We start from the raw sequence: 22072 nt of genomic DNA, 5'->3' as shown, positions 1-22072 counted from the left end.
GCCGCGAAGGCCGCCCGGAAATGGTACGACGGCCCTGGTCGCGCTGGGGTTCCTCCCGGTCAGGACGCGAACAGCGGCGGCAACACGAACAGCATGATCATCGACCAGGTGACGTGGGTCAGAATCGGCGCCAGTACCCCGCCGGTGGCGCGCCGTTCCAGGCCGAGCACGACACCGAGGACCAGCGCCGAGAACACCAGCATGTAGTTGCCGGTGGCGACGGTGGCCAGGCCGTAGACCAGGGTGGAGGTCAGTACCGGCTGCCGGCGACCGATCGCGGCGAAGAGTGCGCCCCGGAAGAACACCTCCTCGGCGATTCCGTTGAGCAACGTCACCAGCGCGGTCAGGGCGAGCGAGCCGAATCGGGCATGGGCCAGCACGGCGTCCACCACGCGATGCAGCGGACCGATCTCGCGGACGGCCAACGCGCCGGCGACGAACACGATGCCGATCACTGCGCCGATCAGGATCGGCGTGACGACCGGCCGCCGCAGACTGCCGGCCGAGGCGGCCCGTCCGAGATGCAGTGGTCCGGACGCGAATCCGCCCGCCACCCAGAGCGCGGCCAGCCCGAAGGTGAGCGGATAGAACGCGGGGTCGTTCGGTCGCACCCGCAGTGACACACCCAGGAGGGCCGCTCCGAGCACGACCACGACCGCGACGACGATCCGCCGCCGCCGGAACGCCGCATCGCTCTGGCCGTGGTCACGGTCCGACCGGTCGATCAGGGTCGGGGCGAGCAGGCGCCCGAGGCGACCGCGGGCCAGGTTCATCCGCGGGGCCTGATGCCCGGTGCGGCCGTCCTCGGTGCGGCCGTCGGGCCGGTCATCGAGCCGCGCTCCGCCCGGACCGTTCGTCACCGTCGTCCCGGGCGTCCTCCGCGGCCGCCCGCTCGGCCAGCGCCAGACGAACCGCATCGTCGTATCCCATCAGCTCGCCGGGGATCAGCTTCGTGATCGAGTCGTCGGTGACGATCACCTCGTTGGTCATCGAATCGATCAGGTTCCGGCTGGTCTCGAGATCGACGTCCGTCACCAGTGTGAGCCACCCGGACGACAGCCGGGGGTGAGCAGCGGGACGATGAACAGGGGCAGGATCCGCCGGTTCTGGATGACCGCGGCCCGCTTGAGCATGTCCACGTAGCGGAGGACCTCGGGGCCGCCGATGTCGTAGGTCTGCCCAGTCGACTCCGGGCGCTCGAGCACACCGACCAGGTACCGGATCACGTCGGGCAACGCGATCGGCTGGGTCCGGGTGGTGACCCACCGCGGGGCCACCATGATCGGCAGGTGCGCCACCAACTGCCGGGTGATCTCCCACGAGATGCCGCCGTGGCCGATGACGATCGCCGCGCGCAGCACCGTCACCGGGACGCCCGCATCGCGCAGCAGGTGCTCCACCTCGCGACGGGACCGCAGATGGGCGGATAGATCGGCGGCGTCGTCACCCAGGCCGCCGAGGTAGATGATCCGCTGTACGCCGGCCGCGGCGGCGGCGGCACCGAACGCCCGGGCGGCCTCGGCGTCCATGCGTTCGAAGTCCTGGCTGTCGAGTGAGTGCACGAGGTAGTAGGCGACGTCGACGCCTTCCAGTACCGGGGGCAGGGTGTCCGGGTCGGACACGTCGCCGGCGACCGGCGTGCCCGCGCCGGTGTACTTCTCCGGCGATCGCGTCATGGCCATGACCTGGTGCCCCGCCTCGATCAGGGCCGGGCACAACCTGGTTCCGATGAAGCCGGAGGCGCCGGTCACGAGAATGCGTGCCATGGGTGGCCTTTCGAGTGCCTGGGTGAAGGTGCCGCGGGCCGACGGGACTGACGGTGGACGCGCGAAGTGCCTGGTGGGCAACGAGCGGTCGGTTCCCGGTTGTCCCCATGGGCGAAACCATCCACATCTGTGAGCTGGATCTTCCCCCACCCGTCGGTCGAACCCAGGATGGATGACACCGCCGGGTGCGTCAGGCACCTGGCCTAGCAGATCGGGGGGACGCCGTGGACGGCATCACCATCAGCAGCGAGCGGATCAGCGCGGCCGGCGTCGGGGTCACCGATGTGGGCGCGGCGCTGGCCCGGGAGATCGGCACGATGGGCGACCTGCTCGCCGAGATCCGGTCGGGTTGGCAGTCCGACTGCGCGGCGCCGCAGTTCGCGTCGATGATGCAGAGCTACCTCGACGAGGCGACGGTGCTGAAGGACGCGCTGCTCAGTCATGGGGCGACGTTGCAGAGCACCGGTCTGCGGTTCGGCGAGGCCGAGCACGACCTGGCGGCCGGCCTGCGCGGCGGTCGATGATGGCGACGATCAAGGCGAACTACGGCGTGATGTCGAGCGGACACGACGGTCTGGTGGCCACCTGGGGACGTATCGAAGGGCATCTGCACGACCTCGACTCGACCGTCGCGGCGACCGCGGACATGTCGGCCAACGCTCTGCTGGCCTTCCAGGCCCGCAAGCAGAAGTGGGATGCGGCGGCGGCCGACCGCCAGGTTGTGCTCCGGGCCCTGGCCGATGCCGTCGGCGAGGCCCGGGTCTACTACGAGCAGGTGGACCGTGCGTTGGCTGCGCAGTTCCCGGGGTAGGACCCCGATCGCGTCGGTCCCATCGGGGTGGTCACCGGGTCCGGCTGGAACGGGCAGGATGGTCACATGAATGGACCGAACCTGTTGGGACCACCGCCCGTCACGCTGCCCGTCGATCCGGCAGAGGCCGAGCTGGCCGCCGGGGAATCGGCCGAATCCGTGGCTCGCCGGCACCCCACTTCGAGCTTGGTGTGGGCCGAACTGGCCGAGGCGGCCCTCGACCGCGGAGACGACGTCTCCGGGTACGCCTTCGCCCGCGTCGGATACCACCGGGGCCTGGACCAGCTGCGCCGCAACGGCTGGAAGGGCGCGGGACCTGTCCCGTGGTCGCACGAGCCGAACCGCGGGTTCCTCCGGGCGCTGTCCGCCCTCGGCCAGGCCGCTGCCCTGTTCGAGGAGGAAGAGGAGGTTGCCCGGGTCCGGGCGTTCCTGCTCGACGCCGACCGCGACATCCCGGCCGAGCTGCTGCCCTGACCGCCCCGGTCCGGGCCTTCGCCCCGAGAGCCGGGTGACCATCGGCCCATCGGAGCCGGCCCGGGCGCTGAGGGCGGCCGGGCCGTCGGTCCGGTCGCCTCGGGGCGCGTCATCCCGGCGCGTCCCCACTGGAGCGGGGTCACCCCGGTGAAGGTGTGGCCCTCCGGCTGTTGGTCGGCCCATGCGTCGGCTAACTCGGCCAAACTCGGCCCGGGCCGGGCCGAAGACCCGTCGGGTCCTGGCCCTTGCGCGGTCGAGGACCCGCACTCGAGCTCCCGGCCACGTTGCCTCTGATTCGTTGGCACCGGTCGGGTGCGTCCAGTGCCAGGGGCCCGGACCCCGACCTGTGGGGCGTTCTCGTGGTGGCGATACGTCCGGGCTGCCGTATCCGGGGATGTCCGGCCGTCTGGATCCTGTCGATACCCCACGCCGGACCGGGCTCAAACCCGCCCGCCGAAGGTCTACACCACGCCCCGGACCAGTCGGACGGGCTCGGTGTGTTTGTAGAAGGTCCAGCGGTCCATCTTGCGATCGAACAGCACACCGTCGCTGACGACCTGGGACTGGACGGTCCCGATCGACACGGCTCGGCCGCGGAAGGTGCGCGGCCGGCGGCCGAAGCCGAGGATCCGCCGCGGCACGATGGTGACCGCCAGTCCTTTCTCGGAGTCCGGCTCGACCAACAGGTGCGCGGCGCCGCCGGAGAGCACACGGCTCTCGTCCACGTAGACCGTGCCCTGGATCGGTGACACGGCCCCGACCCCGACGACGACTCCGCCGACATCGTCGCGGACCAACGGCACCAGATCGGGGTCGCCGCCGATGGCCAGCTCCACCGCTGCCGCGCCCAGCGGCAGCGACCAGAGCTCGGTCACCGTGGTCGGGACATCACTGGCGAATGCGACCACGACCGAGGACAGCCGTTCGGTCCGCAGCAACCGCAGCGCGACGGCGGCCAGGTCGGCGTCGCCGCCGATCACCAGCAGACGGTCGATCAGGAGGTCGTCGATCTCCTTGCCCGGACGCCGACCGACGAACGACACGGTCGCCCCCTGACACCGGGCGAGAGCCTTCCGCACGGTCGGGTCGGCCTCCGCCGTCGCCCGATCGGCGCGGCAGCACACCACATGAATGGGACTCACCCACTACCCTTCCCTCTGGCGGCTGCCTGTCGCAGCTACGGCAATGAGATCTCAGGGAGTCTGCCATGTCGGTGATGGTGCTGATCGGTGCCCAGTGGGGCGATGAGGGCAAGGGCAAGGCAACCGACCTCTACGGTGACCGGGTCCAGTGGGTGGTGCGGTACCAGGGCGGAAACAACGCCGGGCACACGGTCGTCCTCCCGGACGGGCAGAAGTTCGCCATCCGCCTGATCCCTTCCGGCATTCTCACCCCGGGGATCAAGAACGTCATCGGCAACGGCGTGGTGGTCAACCCGGAGGCGCTGCTCGAGGAGCTCGGCGGCCTGGAAGCACGCGGCGTGGACACCTCCGGCCTGTACATCTCGGCCGACGCGCACCTGGTCATGCCATACCACATCGCCATCGACAAGGTCTCCGAGCGCTACCTGGGGAAGGCGAAGATCGGCACCACCGGACGCGGCATCGGTCCGGCCTACCAGGACAAGGCGGCCCGGCTGGGGGTCCGGGTCCAGGACCTGCTCGATCCCTCGATCCTGCAGCAGAAGGTCGAGGCGGCCCTGGACTTCAAGAACCAGATCCTGGTCAAGGTCTACAACCGCAAGGCGCTGGACGCCGGCAAGATCGTCGACGACGCGCTGGCCATGGTCGAGGGCTTCAAGCACCGGATCGCCGACACCCGCCTGCTGCTCGACCAGGCCATCCGTCGCGGCGAACACGTCCTGATGGAGGGGTCGCAGGGCACCCTGCTCGACGTCGACCACGGCACCTACCCCTACGTGACCTCGTCCAACCCGACGGCCGGTGGCGCGGCGGTCGGCACCGGCATCGGCCCGGGGAAGATCACCACCGTGATGGGCATCCTGAAGGCGTACACCACCCGCGTCGGCTCCGGTCCCTTCCCGACCGAACTGCACGACCAGTGGGGCGAATACCTGCGAAAGACCGGCGGCGAGATCGGCGTCAACACCGGGCGCCCCCGTCGTTGCGGTTGGTTCGACGCGGTCATCGCCCGGTATGCCACCCGGGTCAACGGCATCACCGACTACTTCCTCACGAAGCTGGACGTGCTGTCCTCCCTGGAGGAGGTGCCGATCTGCGTGGCCTACGACGTCGACGGCGAACGGCATGACGAGATGCCGTTGACGCAGACCGGTTTCCACCACGCGAAGCCGATCTACGAGAACATGCCCGGTTGGTTCGAGGACATCTCGGGCTGCCGCACCTTCGCGGAACTGCCGTCGGCGGCGCAGGACTACGTCCGCCGGGTCGAGGAACTGGCCCAGGCCCGGGTGTCGGCGATCGGCGTCGGCCCCGGCCGCGACCAGACGATCGTCCTGAACGACGTGCTGGCCTGATCGGCATGCGCATCCTCGTCATCGGTTCCGGAGCTCGCGAGCACGCCCTGCTGCGGGCCCTCGACCGCGATCCGGCGGTCACCGACCTCTTCGTCGCCCCGGGCAACGCAGGCACCGGATCCCTGGCCCAGTCGCACCCGGTCGACGTGGCCGACCCGGCGGCCGTGGCCGCTCTGGCCGGCCGGCTCGCGGTCGACCTGGTCGTCGTCGGGCCCGAGGTGCCGCTGGTGAACGGGGCCGCCGACGCGGTCGCCGCGCTCGGCATCGCGGTGTTCGGGCCGAGCGCCGATGCCGCCCGGATCGAGGGATCCAAGGCCTTCGCCAAGGACGTGATGACGGCGGCCGGGGTGCCGACCGCCGCCGCTGTGTCCGTCACCCGGCCCGACGAGATCGACCCGGCCCTGGATGCCTGCGGTTCGCCGTACGTGGTGAAGGACGACGGGCTGGCCGCGGGCAAGGGGGTGGTCGTCACGCAGGACCGGGAAATCGCCGCGGCGCACGCCCGGTCGGTGCTCGACGGCGGTCATCCGGTGTTGGTCGAGGAGTTCCTGGCCGGCCCCGAGGTGTCGTTGTTCGCCGTCTGCGACGGAGCGCGAGCCGTGCCGTTGCTGCCGGCCCAGGACTTCAAGCGCCTGGCCGACGGTGATGCCGGACCGAACACCGGGGGTATGGGGGCCTACGCGCCGCTCGACTGGGCGCCGTCGGATCTGGTGGAGACCGTGCAGACGTCGGTGCTCGATCCGGTGCTGGCCGAGATGGCCGACCGCGGATCGCCGTTCTCCGGCCTGCTGTACGCCGGGCTGGTGCTCACCGCGGACGGACCCAAGGTGATCGAGTTCAACTGCCGCTTCGGAGATCCCGAGACCCAGGTGGTGCTGGAGCTGCTCGACTCGCCGCTGAGCGAGTTGCTGGCCGCCGCCGCGGCCGGTGACCTTGGCACCGTGCCGGCGCCGACGTGGAAGCCGGGGTCGGCGGTCACCGTCGTCATTGCGGCCGAAGGCTATCCGGCCGCCCCGGTCCTCGGGGACGTGATCACCGGGGCCGACCAGGACGGGATCCTGCACGCCGGTACGAAACGGGACGAGTCGGGGCGGGTGGTTTCCGCCGGTGGTCGCGTGCTGTCGGCCACCGCCTCCGGAACGGACCTGCACGCGGCCCGGTCGGCGGCCTACGCGCTGGTCGCCGGGGTCACGATGCGGGGTGCGCAGCATCGCAGCGATATCGGCGCCGCGGCGGCGGACGGGCTGGTCCGGTTGCCGTGACGTCGGCGCTGCGTGAACTGCACGTTCCCGGACGGCCGTTGGTGCTGCCCAACATCTGGGACGTGCCGTCGGCTCTCGCCGTGGCCGGCGCCGGCCACCCGGCGCTGGCCACCAGCTCCGCCGCGGTGGCGGCGGTGCTCGGATACGAGGACGGGCACCAGGCCCCGGCCGCGGAGATGTTCGCCGCCGCGGCGCGGATCGCCGCCCGGGTGGATGTCCCGCTGACCGTGGACTGCGAGGGCGGTTACGGGCTCGCCCCGGCCGAATTCGTCGAGGCCTTGCTGGACACCGGCGCCGCCGGCGCCAATCTGGAGGACACCGACCATTCGTCCGGCGGACTGATCGAGGCCGCTCGTCAGGCCGATCACCTGGCCGCGATCCGGGCCGCCGCCGGGGAGGGTCTGGTGATCAACGCCCGGGTCGACGTGTTCATCCAGGCCGCGCCGGGCACCGACCCGGGTTCGCTGCTGGAGGAGGCGGTCGAGCGCGCCCGGCTCTACCTCGAAGCCGGCGCCGACTGCGTCTACCCGATCCTGCTGCACGACCCGACCCTGGCCACCGCGTTCTGCGCTGCCGTTGCCCCGGCCGCGGTGAACCTGCTCGGTTCGTACATGCCGGCCGCTGGCCGCATCTCGCTGGCCGATGCGGCGGCGGCCGGGGCGGCCCGGGTGTCCTTCGGGCCGGACCTGTGGCGAGCGGCGAACCGGGCGTTGGAAGCGCTCGTTCCGCCGTTCGTGCCGTCGTTCTGACCCACCGGCGGCGTGCGACCCGGGCGGCTCAGCCTGCGGGGATCACCAGCCATTGCTGCCCGATGGTGGCCGAGGCGACCGCGGCCGAAGGCCCGGCCGCGGTGACGGTCACCAGGTGGTGTCCCGCCGGTACGGTGACCCTCACCTGGAACCCGTGACGTCCGGTGGCGTGCCAGGCGGCATTGACGTCCGCCCGGATGGTCGTCGTGACGAAGGCGGCGGTCGGCTTCCCGTCGACGGCGACCCGCACACTGCTGGGCGACAGCGGGTGGGACGGGTCGAGCGCCCACCCGCTCAGTGAGACCACTCCGCCGGATCGGGCGACGACCGCCGGCGCGGCCCGCCCCTGCATCAGAACCTGGGGCGCCGTGATGGCCACGCACCGCAGCAGCGAACGTGGTGTCGAATCACTGCCGCTCACCGGCCTGGCCGTGACGCAGACCGTGTGGCGCCCCCGGCTCAGGACCAGGTTGATCCAGTAGCCGTGCCGGCCGGTGATGCGGAAGGCGGCGTCGACATCGGGCCGGTTCAGCTCGGCCGTGGTGACCCGGGCCAGCTTGCCGTCGATGGTGACGGCCACCGTGGTCGACGCGGCCGGGCGGGCGGGGTCGTAGGCCCACCCCGAGAGCAGCAGACCGGACGACGACGCCCTGAACGTGTTGACGTCGCCGCGGACCGAGGGCGGAACGTACGGCCCAACGCCCACGTCGAGGGCCGCGATGATGCCGCGCGCAGCCGTCCCGGTCAGATAGGCCGACGACGGGTTGGGGCCGAACTCGACGGTGATGGCGGCTCCGCGCTGAGTGTTGGTCAGCCAGCCGGTCATCGATCCGTGGCACACGCTCCAGCACACCAGAGGCTCCGCCGGCAGGCCGAGGTTCCTGGCCAGCGCGGTGCGGAACGCGATGTCGCGCGCGCCGCCGTCGGTCGTGTCGACCGCGTCCAGCGGCTGGTGCAGGGACACCACCCGGTTGGGCCGGAGCGTGTTGAGGAAGTTGTACATGGCCCGGGACTCCGGCTCGGACAGCGGTGACGGTCCGGAGTAGTGCGAGTTGAACTTGCTCGCCGTCGGTGCGATGTAGGCCCAGCGGAACGGGAAGTTGCGGTTCAGGTCCACGCCGGCGGCATTGCCACGCTGGTGCAGCACGTCCCCGTCGGGGTTGATCGTGCGGATGACCCACAGGTCCAGGTTCTTGGGTATGGCCGCCTGCTTGATCGCGGCCACCACCTGTTCGCCCGCGCGCTCGTAGTAGCCGTGCATGCTGCCCACGACCAACGCCTTGAACGGGGCGGCCGGGTTGCCGAGTTCGTCCGCGACGATGGCCCGGTGCTGGCGGCTGTAGCCGATGATCCTGCTCTGCCGGACGCCGGTGACCGTGGATGCCGCCATCGCGGAGGTGGTGACCTCGGAGGGCATGACCGTGGACACCGGGGCGGTCCGCCCGGCCGGAGCCGCCGTGGCGGTCGTCCCGCCGAGCAGCACGGATCCGGCGATCGCCCCGGCGAGGGCCAGCGATCGGACCGTGGTGCGGTTGATGGACATCAAGGCATCTCCCCTTGTGACACGCCGGAAGAGTAGCCGGAAGGCCGGCCGGGGAGGGCGGGCCACGTGGATTTCATGCCGTGGTGGACCCGGGGTGTCGCGCTCGTCGCAGAACGTGACGGAGGATGTCGGGGTGACCCAGGACAAGCCGATCTCCTTCGCCCCGGCCGCCCGCGCGGCCGTCGCCCCATTCCACGTGATGCGGGTGCTGGCCGCCGCGGCCCGTCGGGCCGAGACCGGGGCCCGGGTGTTCAACCTGACCGCCGGCCAGCCCTCGACCCCGGCCCCGGCCCCGGTGCTGGCCGCCGCCCGGACCGCGCTGGAGCACCAGGTCCTCGGTTACACCGAGACCCCGGGCATCGCCCCGTTGCGGGCGGCGATCGCCGGGCACTACCGGGTCCGCTACGGGCTGGACGTCGATCCGGCCGACGTGTTCGTCACCACCGGTTCCTCGGGTGCGTTCCTGCTCGCCTTCCTGGCCGCGTTCGACGTCGGCGATCGGGTCGGTCTGGCCCGTCCCGGCTATCCGGCCTATCGGAACATCCTGCAGGCATTGGGTTGTGAGGTGGTCGACCTGCCGTGCGGCCCGCACACCCGCTACCAGCCGACGGTGGCGATGATCGCCGACCTCGGCCTGGACGGGCTGGTGGTGGCCTCGCCGGCCAACCCCACCGGCACCGTGCTGGCCCCGCACGAGCTGGCCGGCCTGGCCACCTTCTGCGCCGAGCAGGGGATCCGGCTGATCTCCGACGAGATCTACCACGGGATCAACTACACCGGGGACCCGGCCTGCAGCTGGTCGACCGACCGTCACGGATTCGTGGTGAACTCCTTCTCCAAGTACTTCTCGATGACGGGCTGGCGCCTCGGCTGGATGCTGGTGCCAGCCGATCTGGCCGAGCCGGTCGACGCCATCGCCGGCAACATGGCGATCTGCCCGCCGGCGCTCGCGCAGTATGCGGCGATCAGTGCGTTCGACGCCTACGACGAATGTGACGGTCACGTCGCCCGCTACCGCCAGAATCGGCAGCTGCTGCTCGACGGGCTGACCGGGCTGGGCATCACGCGGCTGGCCCCGGCCGACGGCGCGTTCTACGTCTACGCCGACATCTCACACCTGACCGACGACGCCCAGGCCTTCGGTGTTCGGCTCCTCGACGAGGCCGGCGTGGCCGTGGCACCAGGCATCGACTTCGACCAGATCGACGGAGCGAGGTCGATCCGGATGTCCTTCGCCGGTGCCACGTCCACCGTCACCGGCGGGCTCCAAGCGCTCGGGGAGTTCCTGCGTCGCGGCTGATCCGGTCGGCCGACGGTCAGCCGACCAGCAGCGAGTAGCCGTCCGCCCCCCGCACGATGGACACCTCGGTCAGGCGGTCCACGACCAGATCGGCGTCCAGTTCCTCGCGGGTGCTCGTCGTGGTCACCGCCAGCGTCATGCACCCGGCCGCCCGGCCGGCGGCAATGCCGGCCGGCGCGTCCTCGACGACCAGGCACCGCGCCGGGTCGACACCCAAACGGGCGGCCCCGATGAGGAACGGTTCCGGGTCGGGCTTGCCGTTTGACACGTCGTCGAAGGTGACGACGACCGCGGGGGCGGTCAACCCGGCGGCGGCGATCCGGGCGGTGGCCAGGGCGCGGGTGGCCGAGGTGACGATGGCGACCCGATCGGCCGGCATGGTCGAGAGCAGCTCGGCCGCCCCGGGCAGGATCGTGATGTCATGCACGTCGGCCAGTTCGAGCTCGGCGATCCGCAACATGGCCTCGTCGACCTGGTGGTCGGCCACCAGCGAGCGGACGAGCTGCGAGGCCGGCTGGCCGTGCCCGGCTTCCAGGGCCGACCTGGTCATGCCGTACTCGATGCTCCAGATCGCCCAGGACCGCTCGACGGCCGGGGTCGAATCCACCAGCGTGCCGTCCATGTCGAACAGCACGGCGTCGAACGTCCGGTCCGAAATGGCTGGTCCGGACCTTCCTGCGGCATCGGTCGGTGTCGGTTCGGTCACTGGACCAGTGTAGGAAACGCGCGCGGCCGATCGACGTCGAGAGGTGTCCGGCCGGTGAGAGTTTGCGCACCCGCGGGCCGCGCGTCAGGGCTTACCCCGAACCGAACTTCAGGGTCGACACCGGAGGTGTTCGCGTCCGATGTGCGGCAGGGTGGACTCATCAGCTCGGGCCGACTGGCCCGCGCGAGACGAATCAGCGGAAGTCGGAGAGAGTCATGGAAAAGGTCCTGAAAGTCATCGGCGCGATCGTCGTGGTCTGGATCGCGTTCAGCATCATCGGAGCCGTCTTCGGCTTCCTGGTCCACACCGTGCTGTGGATCGCCCTGATCGCCGGCGGCGTCTACGCCGTGGCGGCCGTGGCCGGCCGCAACCGTCGCTCGATCAGCAACCGCCGGTGAGCGCCGGATCTCTCCGGATGCACTGACGCCGGGTCGGTGCGCCCGCGCCGAGTCAGACGGGGAGGCCGAGCGCACGCAGGTCCGCGCGGGCCTGCGCCGCCGTGGTGAAGCGCCGGGCATTGATGCCGGCCGCCGACGCGGCGTCCACATTGTCGGCCCGGTCGTCGAGGAAGGCCACCTCGGCGGCTTCGGCGCCCAGCCGCTCGAGCAGGTGCCGGTAGATCTGCCGGTCGGGTTTGGACAGCTGCAGGTCACCGGAGAACAGCAGGTGATCGAACTTGTCGGCCCAGCTCTGCGATTCGATCAATCGACCCATCGAGGACGGCGCGTTGGACAACACGGCCAGCGCGACGCCGCTCGAGTGGAGGTCGTCCAGCAACTGTCCGGTCTCCGGGTTCACCACGCTCCACCCGAGGTCGTCGATCCGGACCAGTTCGGCGATCAGCGCGGCATCGGGTTCCGCGGCCCCGGCGTGCGCCGCCGCGCTGGTCCAGAAGGCCACCGGATCGGTGTGCAGGTCGTAGTGCGCCCGATAGGTGAAGTACGCGTCGGTGAAGCGGTGTTCGTCGACGCCCAACAGGGCGGCCAGGTCCGGCAACGCCTTCGTCCGGGCCAGCAGGACGTCGCCGAGGTCGAACACCACCCACTTGATCATGCCGGTGATCCTCCCAGCGCAAAGACGACGGCCGTCGCTCGGGGTGCGGTCGCGTCCGCGGCCTGACCGTCCGGGATCACGTGACGACGATGCTCCGGGAGTCGTACCCGGAGGCCCCGTCGGGCAGGACGTCCCGCACGGTCGCGGTCTGGACGGTGCCGGTCCCGTCGGTGGCCCTGGACTGCACGGTGTGCGTCCCGGCGGTGGCCGTCCAGACGTACTTCCATTGGCGCCAGGTGTCGACCGAGGCGTCGCCGGCCAGTTGGGCGGCTTCCCACGGTCCGTCGTCGATCCGGACCTCGACCTTGTTGATGCCGCGGTGCTGGGCCCAGGCCACCCCGGCCACGGTGACCTCGCCCGCGGGGAGCTGGGCGAAACCCTTGGGGACGTCGATGCGGGACGCCGTCTTGATCGGGCCCCGCTCGGACCAACCGCGCTGGGTCCAGTAGGCGCTCTCGTCGGCGAATCGCGACACCTTCATGTCGACGATCCACTTGCAGGCTGAGACGTAGCCGTACAGGCCGGGCACCACCATGCGCACCGGGAAACCATGCTCGATCGGGAGCACCTCGCCGTTCATCGCCACGGCGAGGATCGCGTCCCGGCCGTCGGTCAGAGCGTCCAGCGGCGCGGTCTGGGTGAAGCCGTCCTTGCTGGTGAACAGCACGCAGTCGGCGCCGCTGCGGGGGCCGGCCTCCTTGAGGAGGGTGTCGACGCGGGTGCCGATCCAGGTCGCGTTGCCGGCCAGGTCGCCACCGACCGGGTTCGAGACGCAGGTCAGGGTGATGTCCCGTTCGATCTGCGGCCGCGCGATCAGGTCGGCGTAGTCGATGGTGATCTCGTTGTCGACCATCCCGTGGATCCGGAGGCCCCACTCCTGGGTGGTCACGTTCGGCGGCACGAACGCGGTGTCGACGCGGTAGAAGGACCCGGTCGGGGTGGCGTACGGCGTCAGACCGTTGATCTTGAAGTCGACGTCGGCCGGGATGGTCTGCTTGGAGGTCGGGACCGGGACCACCGCGTTGGCCCGGCTGGCCATGACCTGCGCGGTACTGGGGATCCACCGGGAGACGGCGACCGTCACGACGGCGACGGCGGCACCCATTCCGGCCAGCCGGAAGAACTGCCGGCGATCCATTCCCGGGCGATTCGCGGGGCGGCCGGCCAGAGCCATCGGGTGACGCTCGCCCGAGGTCTCGGGCTTCGCGTCGTACCAGCCATCACGGGCGGTGTCTCTGGCGGCCACGGGCGGCTCGGTCGTCGCCGGTGGGGCGGCGTCCGCGGTCGGAGCTTCGAGGAATTCCGGCGCCACGGTACGCCGGAAGGCGGTGACCAGCAGGTACACCCCGGCCGCGCCGCCGAGGATGATGGGCAGGGCGTCGAAGGCTCCGGTACCGCTGTTGCTGAAGACGGCGCCGATCGTGACCAGCACCAGCAGCACGGTGGCGCCGGCCGCGATGCGCGGGCTGCGCCGGCCCACGAGACCGATGAGCATGGCCACCAGCGCCAGAGTGACGTACATGCCGACCCGCAGGGCCGTCTTGTCGTTCTGGCCGAACGTCCGGATCGCGTATTCCTTGAGCCACTCGGGCGTCAGGTGGATGAAGGTGTTGCCCAGGGACGTGATCGGCGATGCGCCGGCGGAGAGAAACCCGAGCCAGGTCCCGACGGCGGCGACCAACTCGGCGATGCCGATGGCCAGTCCCATGGCCACCAGGCCGATCAGTGCCGCGGACAGGAATCCAGGCTGCCAGACCGGCGGGCGGGTGCCGCGGCCGGCCGGGCGGTCGTTCGAGGTCGGACGGGATGTGGTGGTCATGCGTGTCCTTCGGTTCTGCGTCCGGTTCCGGATGGGCCGGATGACGCTCCGATCCTGATCCTGGCCCCTGTGAAGAAGGTGAAAGCGGCACCGCCGGAACGGATCGGTAAGACACCGGTAAGACTTGCCACGCCGGGGCTGGAGCAGTGAGTCGGCCCGGGCCATCCGCGACGGCGTCGGCGGCGAATGACTGCTTGACACCACTGCGGGAGCCCGGCCGGGCCTCCTCCGCCGGTGGTCCGAAACGAAGGAACGTCCACATGTCAGCAACCGGCCCGCTGCCGCGGGGATTGTCATCGGTGCCCACCGTGCCGGAGCCGCACCGGGATGCGGATACGGATGGCGCCTCCGACCTGGACCCCGTCGGATCGTCACCCGAGGATTTGTTGCGCCGCACCGCTCTTGGCGACGAACGGGCATTCGAAGGGCTCTACGACGCCTTCGCCGCTCGGGTCTTCGGCCTGGCCCGCCGGATCGTCCGTAGTCCCAGCCAGGCCGAGGAAGTCGCGCAGGAGGTCTTTCTGGAGATCTGGCGCCGGGCCAGCCGGTTCGACCCGGACCGCGGGTCGGCCGCCTCCTGGGTGATGACGCTGACCCATGCGCGGTCGGTCGACCGTGTCCGTTCGGCCCAGGCGTCGTCGGATCGTGAGTTGAAGGTCGCCCACGCGTCCCACGAGATCGAGATCGATTCCGTGGTCGACGCCGTGGAGTCGGCCTTCGAACGAAAAGCGGTGCAGAAGTGCATCAAGACCCTCACCGAGCTCCAGCGCGAGTCCATCACGATGGCGTACTACAGCGGCTACACCTACCGTGAGGTAGCCGAACTGCTCTCGACGCCACTTCCGACCATCAAGACCCGGTTGCGGGACGGCATGATCCGTCTGCGTGACTGCTTGGGAGTAGAGGCATGACCACCGACCAGCACCTCAACACCGGCGCCATGGCGCTCGGTGCGCTGCCCGACGACGAAGCGGCCGAGTACGCCGATCATCTTCGGACCTGCCCGACCTGCGTGGACGAACTCGCCAGCTTCCTGCAGACAGCGGCCATCCTGGGCAGCTCGGTGGCTCAGGCCCCACCGGCCGGCCTGCGCCGCTCGGTGATGGCGGCGGTGGCCCAGACGCCTCAACTTCCGCCGCTGACCGAGGATTCCGCCGGACGGCACCGGCACACGGCCGAGTCCGCCCCGGCCCCGACCACCGCCGTCGGCATCCCGGAGCCGGATGGGGGGTCGGCCACCGTCATCCCGCTCCGGCGGCCCTGGTACCGCCGTCCGCAGGCGTTGCTCGCGGCGGCCGCCGCGGTGCTGGTGGTCGGTGGCGGGACGACCCTGGCCCTCTCCGGGAGGTCGCAGCCGCCATCGGCGATCGCCTGCGTCGCCGCGGCCGCGGACAAGACCGTGGAGAAGCCGACGGTCGGAGCATCCGCCGGTGGCACCGTCACCATCGCCGGTTCCTGCAATGCCGCCGTGGTGCAGATGCCTCCGATGGCCGACCCGCCGTCGGGCAAGGTCTACCAGATGTGGGTCATCAAGGGGGCGACCCCGACGTCAGCCGGCATCGTGACCAAGCAGGCCGACGGCACCTACGGGAAGGTCGGTATGCCGGTGCACGTCGGTGACACGGCCGTGGCCGTGACCGTCGAGCCGGACGGGGGGTCGGCCAAGCCGACCACCTCGCCACTGTGGGTGGTTCCGCTCACCGCCTGATCAGGCCGCCTCTTGTTGCGGGGTCACCCGGCCTTTGGTTCACTGAAATCAAGAGGTCGGGTGGACTCGCAAAGACGCACCGACAGGGTTGGTGAGTGGCCATGGATTCGACGGGAAATGACGAACTTCGCAGCGAGCTGCGGTCATTGCGACCGGACGGTGATCTGCTCGGGCTAGCGGATGATCTGCGCCGGATGGGCGTTGAATTTCTGCTCGTCTGTCACCCGAACGGGAAGATACAGAAGGTCGTCGGCGAGAATCACATCCGGCGGTTGGCCCGGCCGGTGACGGCCGGGCTGCCGTACATCCCGGAACAATCGGCGAACCGCAATTCGCCGATCGAATCAGCCGAAGGTGAAGGAGTACGCACTCAATCCGGCTGACAGGGACACCGTCACCGTGCCGCGTCGATCCTTGTCCTGGTGGATCACCGTGTAGATGTTCGGCGCCCCGGACACCGGTTGGGAACTCGTCTTCCCGTTCGCGGTGGTGGTGATCGTGCCGTGGCCCCCGACGTCCAGGTAGACGTCCTGGGCTGTGAAGTCGAGCGTGATCGTGCTGCGGCCGGCGGCGGTGATCGATTCGTCGTTCACATTCCAGATTCCGGCCAGGGCAAACGAATCGGCGGCCACCGTGGCCGGGGTCCGGTAGATCCTGGTTCCGGCGGACAGGGCCGGTCGTCCGACGAAATTCTGGGCCCGGGCCGCGCCCAGATAGGTCTCCGGTGTCTGATCCTCGGAGATCGGGGTGTCGTCGTCGACGACGGTCCGCGCCGGGAGCTGCATGCCCGGATGCGCCGTCTGCAGCAATTGCCGGATGAGGGCTTCGGTGGCCGCGTAGCGGCCCTCGCCGACCGAGATGTGCCGGACCTGCCCGGTGGCGTCGACCAGGTAATCGGCCGGCCACGACTGATTGCTGTAGTTGTCCCAGGTGGCGTAGTCGTTGTCCAGGGCGACCGGGTAGGTGATACCGAGCCGTTCGGCCCCGGCCTCCACATTCGCCGCCTCGTGCTCGAAGGCGTATTCCGGGGTGTGCACCCCGATCACCTCCAGTCCGGCGGCCCGATATGCCGCATACCAGGCATTCACATGGGGAATGGCGCGCTGGCAATTGATGCAGGAGTAGGCCCAGAAGTCGACCAGAACCACTTTGCCCCGCAGGCCGGAAATGCTCAGCGGGGCGTTGTCTGCGGTATTGAACCACTGCGAGATCCCGGCGATCTCGGGAGCGGGTCCGCACCCGAGCAGAACGGCTCGCAGATCCTGTGAGCACAGGTCGAAGGCCGGGTTGTCCGGTTCGACCGCCGCCTTGTCGGCCACGTCGGCCCCCACCGCGGTGCCGAGGCTGCTGGTGTAGTCGGGAACGACCCGCTGCAGGAAATCGGTCACGTTGAAGGCGAGCGCGACGGCCAGCGCGATCACGACCGCCCCGGCCCCGATCCGAAGCCCTCGCTGCCGGGTGCGGAACACCCGGACCCGCTCGGCCACGCGGCGACCGGCCAGGGCGAAGAAGAGCAGCGGAATCGCGGTGCCGACGGCGAAGGCCACCGTCAGCACAACCGTGGGCGTCCCGATGTGCCCGGTTGCCCCGGCCACGATGATCGGTGCCAACACCGGCCCCGCACACGGCACGTAGACCGCGCCGAGCGCCAGTCCCAACACGAAACCGGCCCGATTGCCGTGACCGCCGGCCGAGATCTTCAGCTGCGGGATCCGCGCGAAGGGCTGTTCGAGAACCGACTCCACCGCCGGGAAGATCATCCCGATCCCCATCAGCACCAGCAGAACCAGTCCGGTCCAACGGATCAGGCCCTGCGGGAGATGGAGCGCGGCCAGGATCAGCGTGCCCGACAACGTGAAGAAGCCGAAGCTCAGCGCCAGCCCGGCCACCACCCAGTAGGGCCGCCGCCGCCCGACCCCCGGCGTCGCCGGAACCGGCGCGGCGGTCGTACCGGTCGGCTGCGGTGACAGCGCACGCCGCGTGCCGCCGGCCAGGAACACCGCCGGCAGGACGGGCAACACGCACGGGGACACACCCGTGATCGCACCGCCCAGGAGGCCGATCAGCAGCAGGGTGAACACCTTCGACCTCCGAGGACGCGGGGGACGGGCTCGTCCACGTCGGAACGGTACGTCGCCGGCCCGCCCGGCCGGAGGGGCCGGGCCTGGTCGTCAGGAATCGGTAAGAAGCGTCAGGCCGCCAGTTTCGGCAGTTCGTCCGGGTGCGGGGCGTGGGTCGGCGGACGTGGTCCGGTTTCCACGATCACCATCGCGGCGAGCATCAGCCCGCCGCCAACAGCGATCCGCCAGGTCAACGGTTCACCCAGGAATGTGATGGAGAACAGCGCGGCCCACCCCGGCTCGGTCGACATGATGATGGCGGCCCGGGACGGCGCGAGGTGGGCCTGGGCCCAGGTCTGCACGATCATCGCGATGGCCCCCGAGATGATCGCCATGTACAGCAGCGCCACCCAGTCGAAGGCGTCGCCGGGGAGGGTCAGACCGCCCGGGTCGGCGATGGTCGCGGCGATCAGGCTGACCAGACCGACGCTGGCGATCTGCACGGCGGCCAGGCCGATGGCCGTCCGTCCGGTGGACCAGACGCCCAGGCCGATGATGTGCAGGGCATAGATGACAGCCGAGGCCAGGGTGATCGCCTCGCCGAAGCCGACGTGGAAGCCGGACAGGGCCAGGATCGCCAGCCCGACGGTGGCCAGGCCGGCGCCGGCCCAGACGCGCCGGCCGATCGGGGTGCGCAGCAGGACGGCCGCGCAGATCGGCGTCAGCACCACGTACATCCCGGTGATGAACCCGCTCACGCTGGCTGACGTGTGGGCCAGCCCGGTGGTCTGGACGATCTGCGCGATCCCGTAGGTGACGCCCAGGACGACCCCGCGCCACAACGAGCGCCGCGAGAGGGCCCGGACGAACGGGAAGAAGACGACCAGCATCAGCACGCCGGCGATGGTGAACCGGACGGCCAGGAAGTTGAGCGGGGTCATCCGCTGCAGCAGGCTCTTGGTCAGCGGAAAACTGGACCCCCAGGTGGCGGCCACCGTGAGCAGGCCGATCAGCGCCAGCATGGTGGTGGGGCTCGATCGGTCCACCGGCCCCGCGGACGACGAACCGGCGGTGGACACGACTGGCCATGCTGTCAGATCGCGACCGGTGTCGCGAGTGGTTACCCGATCGACACGGCCGCCCCGCGCGAACCGCGGCCAACCCGTCGGGCCGTAGGGAACAATGCTGGACCGGGGAGATCCGTCATCCCATGCAACCGGCAGGTCTGCCCGATCCGTCTCTTCTGTCGAGTGGAGGTTCCGCGTGGGACCCGAGGAGGATGCTGCGTTCTCCCGGTACGTCACTGCGCGTCGCGATCATGTCCGACGGACGGCCTACCTGCTGTGCGGAGATTGGCACCGCGCCGACGACCTCACGCAGATCGCCTTCGTCAAGCTGTACGGAGCGTGGGATCGAATCCGGGACCACGGGGCGCTGGACGCCTACGTCCGGTCGTGTCTGGTGCGGGCCACCGTCGACGAGTCACGCCGGCCGTGGCGGCGCGAGAAGGCGGTCGAGATCCTGCCGGAGACGACCGACTCGTTCGACATCGCGTCGGTGGTGGCCGATCGAGAGCTCGTCCAGCAGGCCCTCGAGCACGTGCCCTCAGGTCAGCGAGCCACTCTGGTGTTGAGGTTCTTCGAAGGACTCGATGTCGCCCAGGCGGCGGCCGCGCTGGGTTGTTCGGAGGGAAACGTGAAGTCGCAGACGGCCAGGGGCCTCGCTGCGCTGAAGGCGGCGCTGCAGAGCGTCGGCGAATCAGGCAACGGGAGAGGAGGTGAAGGGCGATGACGGACGACAAGAAGCGGCCGGACGACGACGCGTCAGAGAACATCTCGGCGCACGATCACCAGGCCCTCACCGACCTCTTCGCCGCGCTCACCGCGGACGCACCGCCGTCGGAGGTGTCACCGCTGCGCGTCGTGAAGCTCGGGCAGGCCGAGGTCAGGGCCGGTGTCGATCGCCGGATCCGCCGGTTCCGGATTCTCCGGAACATCGCCGTCGCGGCGGCCGTGGCCACCGTGGTCGTGCTGGTCGGCTCGCGGATCGGTGGTACCTCATCGAGCACCAGTACAGCTGCATCGAGCGACTACGTTGCCGCCGTCGCGTCCTCGACGCGGTCCGACCTCGCCGCCGGCGTGGCACCGGCCGGATCCAGCGCTGCCGCTGCGGGCAGTGCGGCCGCGTCTGCCCCGGCCAGTGGCGGGTACCGGTCCGACCAGGAGTCGAGCCGCTCGAACCAGTCGAACGGCTCGGCCGGAGCGGCTGCAGCGTCCTCCGCTCCAGCGGGGTCCCCCGCAGCCGGAGGGGCGGCAGCGTCCTCGTCCTCAGCGGCGTCATGGGGCTCGGCCTCCGCGCGGCCGGGGTCATCGGCCGCAGCGCCCACGAAAACTGCCTGCCCGGCCCTGCCCGCGAAGACGATCGCTGCGGTGCGCACCGCGATCGCCGAGAGTTCGTTGCGGGTCGAGGTCGTGGACGGTTGTGAGACGAGCAGTGGCCAGAACTCCGTCCCCTTGTCGTCCGGCTCCGCCGCCGACGTCCTGGTGAACCTGCGCCGGGCGCCCGTCGCGTCCTGCGCGAAGGTCCAGCCGGTGACCTGCCGAGCCGTCGCCGGCACGTCGGGCGCCTACCGCTCAGTGTCCGGACGGGTGGCGGTCTGGGTGTACGGCAACGGGTACGAGGTGTACCTGACGCCGGCCCGGTCCGACTCGGCGATCACCGTCGACCGGCTGGTTTCGGCCGGGCGCGCGGTCGTCAAGGTGATGGACTGACCGCTGCCCCCTTCCGCGCCCCCGACGGCGGCCGATTCCCGCCTGGGCACGCGGTTCGGATCGGGTCCGCGGGCCTGGGAGAATGACGTGCGTGACCGTCACCGTGCCGCCGACCCCGACCGCCAACGTCCTTGCCGGGCGCTATGCCTCGCCGGAGATGGTGGCCATCTGGTCACCCGAGAACAAGATCGTCGCCGAACGCCGTCTGTGGCTGGCCGTCTTGCGGGCCCAGTCCGGTCTCGGGCTCCCCGTCGATCCCCAGGTTCTGGCCGACTACGAAGCGGTGATCGATCGGGTCGACCTGGCGTCGATCGCGGCCCGTGAGCGGGTCACCAAGCACGACGTGAAGGCGCGGATCGAGGAGTTCAACGACCTGGCCGGCCACGAGCAGATCCACAAGGGTATGACCAGCCGGGACCTGACCGAGAACGTCGAGCAGGCCCAGATCCTCCAGTCCCTGCGGTTGGTCCGCGATCGCACGGTGGCCCTGCTCGCGCATCTGGGGACCAGGGCCGGCGAGTACGCCGAACTGACCATGGCCGGACGTTCGCACAACGTTCCGGCCCAGGCGACCACTCTCGGCAAGCGCTTCGCATCTGCGGCCGACGAGGTGTTGCTGGCCTACCAGCGCATCTCCTCGCTGCTCGAGCGGTATCCGCTGCGGGGCATCAAGGGTCCCGTCGGCACCGCGCAGGACATGCTCGACCTGCTCGGATCGGTGGACGCGCTGGATCGCCTCGAGGCCCAGGTGGTGGCCGAGGTGGCCGGGGCCGGTACACCGGTGCTGACCAGCGTGGGCCAGGTCTATCCCCGATCCCTCGACTACGAGGTGGTCTCGGCGCTGGTGCAACTGGCTGCCGGCCCGGCGTCGTTGGCCACCACCATTCGGTTGATGGCCGGGGCCGAGCTGGCCACCGAGGGCTTCCAGCCGGGACAGGTCGGATCGTCGGCGATGCCACACAAGATGAACGCCCGTTCGTGCGAGCGGGTGTGCGGGCTGGCCGTGATCCTGCGCGGCTACGCCTCGATGACGGCCGAGCTCTCCGGGGCGCAGTGGAACGAGGGCGACGTGTTCTGCTCCGTCGTCCGGCGGATCGCGCTGCCCGACGCGTTCTACGCGATCGACGGTCTGCTGGAGACGTTCCTGACCGTCCTGGAGGACTTCGGGGCCTACCCGGCCGTCATCGACCGCGAGCTGCAGCGCTATCTGCCGTTCCTGGCCACCACGAAGGTGCTGATGAGTGCGGTGCGGGCCGGCGTCGGGCGGGAGACCGCTCACGAGGCGATCAAGGAGCACGCGGTCGGCGTGGCCCTGGCCATGCGCGAGACCGGCCAGACCGAGAACGACCTGACGGCGCGGCTCGGCGCGGACGAGCGGTTGCCGCTGTCGCAGGCCGACCTGGATGCGCTGCTGGCCGACCCGCTCTCGTTCACCGGAGTGGCGTCGGCTCAGGTGGCGGCGGTCCTGGGCAAGATTGCGGTCGTCACGGCCGAGCACCCAGAGGCGGCCAGGTATTCGCCGGGGGCGATCCTCTAGCGAGTCCCCGCGTCCA

Annotated in this window: 22 protein-coding genes and 1 pseudogene; 14 read left to right on the top strand and 9 right to left on the bottom strand. The window is 70.4% G+C overall.

Annotated features, from left to right (window positions below):
* Positions 1–59: 59 nt before the first annotated feature.
* Positions 60–860 (bottom strand): CPBP family intramembrane glutamic endopeptidase, encoded by an 801-nt coding sequence (locus BLS97_RS05085; RefSeq protein ID WP_231988366.1) that lies wholly within the window; start codon positions 858–860, stop codon positions 60–62.
* Positions 826–1766 (bottom strand): annotated as a pseudogene (locus BLS97_RS05080) (NAD(P)H-binding protein). Before BLS97_RS05080 ends, BLS97_RS05085 begins: the two are co-directional and overlap by 35 nt.
* Before the next feature lie 224 nt (positions 1767–1990).
* Between BLS97_RS05080 and BLS97_RS05075 the strand changes: the two are divergent.
* From BLS97_RS05075 to BLS97_RS05065, 3 genes are all read left to right on the top strand, one after another.
* On the top strand, positions 1991–2290 hold the full coding sequence (locus tag BLS97_RS05075) for a WXG100 family type VII secretion target (protein ID WP_090474871.1): 300 nt from the start codon (positions 1991–1993) through the stop codon (positions 2288–2290).
* Positions 2290–2577: a WXG100 family type VII secretion target gene (locus tag BLS97_RS05070; RefSeq protein ID WP_090474870.1), complete on the top strand. Its 288-nt coding sequence runs from the start codon at positions 2290–2292 to the stop codon at positions 2575–2577. Before BLS97_RS05075 ends, BLS97_RS05070 begins: the two co-directional genes overlap by 1 nt.
* A gap of 66 nt (positions 2578–2643) precedes the next feature.
* Positions 2644–3051 (top strand): DUF3151 domain-containing protein, encoded by a 408-nt coding sequence (locus tag BLS97_RS05065; protein WP_090481369.1) that lies wholly within the window; start codon positions 2644–2646, stop codon positions 3049–3051.
* A 461-nt stretch (positions 3052–3512) separates the two neighbouring features.
* Here BLS97_RS05065 and BLS97_RS05060 read toward each other — a convergent pair whose 3' ends face one another.
* Positions 3513–4193 carry a hypothetical protein gene (locus tag BLS97_RS05060; protein ID WP_157695197.1) on the bottom strand — a complete coding sequence of 227 codons (681 nt, stop codon included), beginning with the start codon at positions 4191–4193 and terminating at the stop codon, positions 3513–3515.
* Between the two features lie 65 nt (positions 4194–4258).
* Between BLS97_RS05060 and BLS97_RS05055 the strand changes: the two genes are divergently transcribed.
* The 3 genes from BLS97_RS05055 to BLS97_RS05045 are packed head-to-tail and all read left to right on the top strand — an operon-like array spanning position 4259 to position 7559.
* Positions 4259–5548 (top strand): adenylosuccinate synthase, encoded by a 1290-nt coding sequence (locus tag BLS97_RS05055; protein ID WP_090474868.1) that lies wholly within the window; start codon positions 4259–4261, stop codon positions 5546–5548.
* Positions 5549–5553: 5 nt separating this feature from the next.
* The gene (purD, locus tag BLS97_RS05050; RefSeq protein WP_090474867.1) at positions 5554–6810 is read left to right on the top strand and encodes a phosphoribosylamine--glycine ligase; all 1257 of its coding nucleotides are present in this window, start codon (positions 5554–5556) and stop codon (positions 6808–6810) included.
* The gene (locus BLS97_RS05045; RefSeq protein ID WP_090474866.1) at positions 6807–7559 is read left to right on the top strand and encodes an isocitrate lyase/phosphoenolpyruvate mutase family protein; all 753 of its coding nucleotides are present in this window, start codon (positions 6807–6809) and stop codon (positions 7557–7559) included. Before purD ends, BLS97_RS05045 begins: the two co-directional genes overlap by 4 nt.
* Positions 7560–7587: 28 nt before the next feature.
* On the opposite strand, the gene BLS97_RS05040 is transcribed toward BLS97_RS05045, so the two are convergent.
* Complete coding sequence (locus BLS97_RS05040) at positions 7588–9102, bottom strand: M14 family zinc carboxypeptidase (protein ID WP_090474865.1); 1515 nt, start codon at positions 9100–9102, stop codon at positions 7588–7590.
* Between the two features lie 133 nt (positions 9103–9235).
* On the opposite strand from BLS97_RS05040, the gene BLS97_RS05035 reads away from it, so the two are divergent.
* Positions 9236–10402 (top strand): pyridoxal phosphate-dependent aminotransferase, encoded by a 1167-nt coding sequence (locus BLS97_RS05035; protein ID WP_231988363.1) that lies wholly within the window; start codon positions 9236–9238, stop codon positions 10400–10402.
* A gap of 16 nt (positions 10403–10418) precedes the next feature.
* Here the strand turns inward: BLS97_RS05035 and BLS97_RS05030 are convergent, their stop codons facing one another.
* The gene (locus BLS97_RS05030) at positions 10419–11108 is read right to left on the bottom strand and encodes an HAD-IA family hydrolase (protein WP_197676414.1); all 690 of its coding nucleotides are present in this window, start codon (positions 11106–11108) and stop codon (positions 10419–10421) included.
* Positions 11109–11323: 215 nt separating this feature from the next.
* Between BLS97_RS05030 and BLS97_RS05025 the strand changes: the two genes are divergently transcribed.
* Complete coding sequence (locus BLS97_RS05025; RefSeq protein WP_090474864.1) at positions 11324–11506, top strand: hypothetical protein; 183 nt, start codon at positions 11324–11326, stop codon at positions 11504–11506.
* A 52-nt stretch (positions 11507–11558) separates the two neighbouring features.
* Here the strand turns inward: BLS97_RS05025 and BLS97_RS05020 are convergent, their stop codons facing one another.
* Entirely contained in the window at positions 11559–12161 is a 603-nt protein-coding gene (locus tag BLS97_RS05020; protein ID WP_090474863.1) for an HAD family hydrolase, read from the bottom strand.
* A gap of 76 nt (positions 12162–12237) precedes the next feature.
* Positions 12238–13980, bottom strand: a complete 1743-nt coding sequence (locus tag BLS97_RS05015) for a molybdopterin-dependent oxidoreductase (RefSeq protein WP_090474862.1) — start codon at positions 13978–13980, stop codon at positions 12238–12240.
* 260 nt (positions 13981–14240) lie between these two features.
* Here BLS97_RS05015 and sigK point away from each other — a divergent pair, with 260 nt between their 5' ends.
* The 3 genes from sigK to BLS97_RS22665 all read left to right on the top strand — a co-directional run bounded on the left by sigK (position 14241) and on the right by BLS97_RS22665 (position 16071).
* Positions 14241–14891 carry an ECF RNA polymerase sigma factor SigK gene (gene sigK / locus BLS97_RS05010; protein WP_090474861.1) on the top strand — a complete coding sequence of 217 codons (651 nt, stop codon included), beginning with the start codon at positions 14241–14243 and terminating at the stop codon, positions 14889–14891.
* Positions 14888–15688, top strand: a complete 801-nt coding sequence (locus tag BLS97_RS05005; protein ID WP_090474860.1) for an anti-sigma factor — start codon at positions 14888–14890, stop codon at positions 15686–15688. Before sigK ends, BLS97_RS05005 begins: the two co-directional genes overlap by 4 nt.
* Before the next feature lie 95 nt (positions 15689–15783).
* A complete protein-coding gene (locus BLS97_RS22665; protein WP_157695196.1) occupies positions 15784–16071 on the top strand; it encodes a hypothetical protein in 288 nt (95 codons plus the stop codon).
* Here BLS97_RS22665 and BLS97_RS05000 read toward each other — a convergent pair.
* Positions 16033–17769: a cytochrome c biogenesis protein DipZ gene (locus BLS97_RS05000; RefSeq protein WP_090474859.1), complete on the bottom strand. Its 1737-nt coding sequence runs from the start codon at positions 17767–17769 to the stop codon at positions 16033–16035. The two genes, BLS97_RS22665 and BLS97_RS05000, sit on opposite strands and share 39 nt — an antisense overlap.
* Before the next feature lie 110 nt (positions 17770–17879).
* Positions 17880–18827, bottom strand: coding sequence for a DMT family transporter (locus tag BLS97_RS04995; protein WP_197676413.1), 948 nt, complete (start codon positions 18825–18827; stop codon positions 17880–17882).
* A 184-nt stretch (positions 18828–19011) separates the two neighbouring features.
* On the opposite strand from BLS97_RS04995, the gene BLS97_RS04990 reads away from it, so the two are divergent.
* The 3 genes from BLS97_RS04990 to purB all read left to right on the top strand — a co-directional run bounded on the left by BLS97_RS04990 (position 19012) and on the right by purB (position 22056).
* Positions 19012–19539 (top strand): SigE family RNA polymerase sigma factor, encoded by a 528-nt coding sequence (locus BLS97_RS04990; RefSeq protein WP_090474858.1) that lies wholly within the window; start codon positions 19012–19014, stop codon positions 19537–19539.
* A complete protein-coding gene (locus BLS97_RS04985; RefSeq protein ID WP_090474857.1) occupies positions 19536–20519 on the top strand; it encodes a hypothetical protein in 984 nt (327 codons plus the stop codon). Before BLS97_RS04990 ends, BLS97_RS04985 begins: the two co-directional genes overlap by 4 nt.
* 82 nt (positions 20520–20601) lie before the next feature.
* Positions 20602–22056, top strand: coding sequence for an adenylosuccinate lyase (gene purB, locus BLS97_RS04980; protein WP_090474856.1), 1455 nt, complete (start codon positions 20602–20604; stop codon positions 22054–22056).
* Positions 22057–22072 lie beyond the last annotated feature (16 nt).

It is taken from the genome of Nakamurella panacisegetis (assembly GCF_900104535.1).
Lineage (GTDB): Bacteria > Actinomycetota > Actinomycetes > Mycobacteriales > Nakamurellaceae > Nakamurella > Nakamurella panacisegetis.
This window is presented reverse-complemented; position numbering and strand designations above follow the sequence as displayed.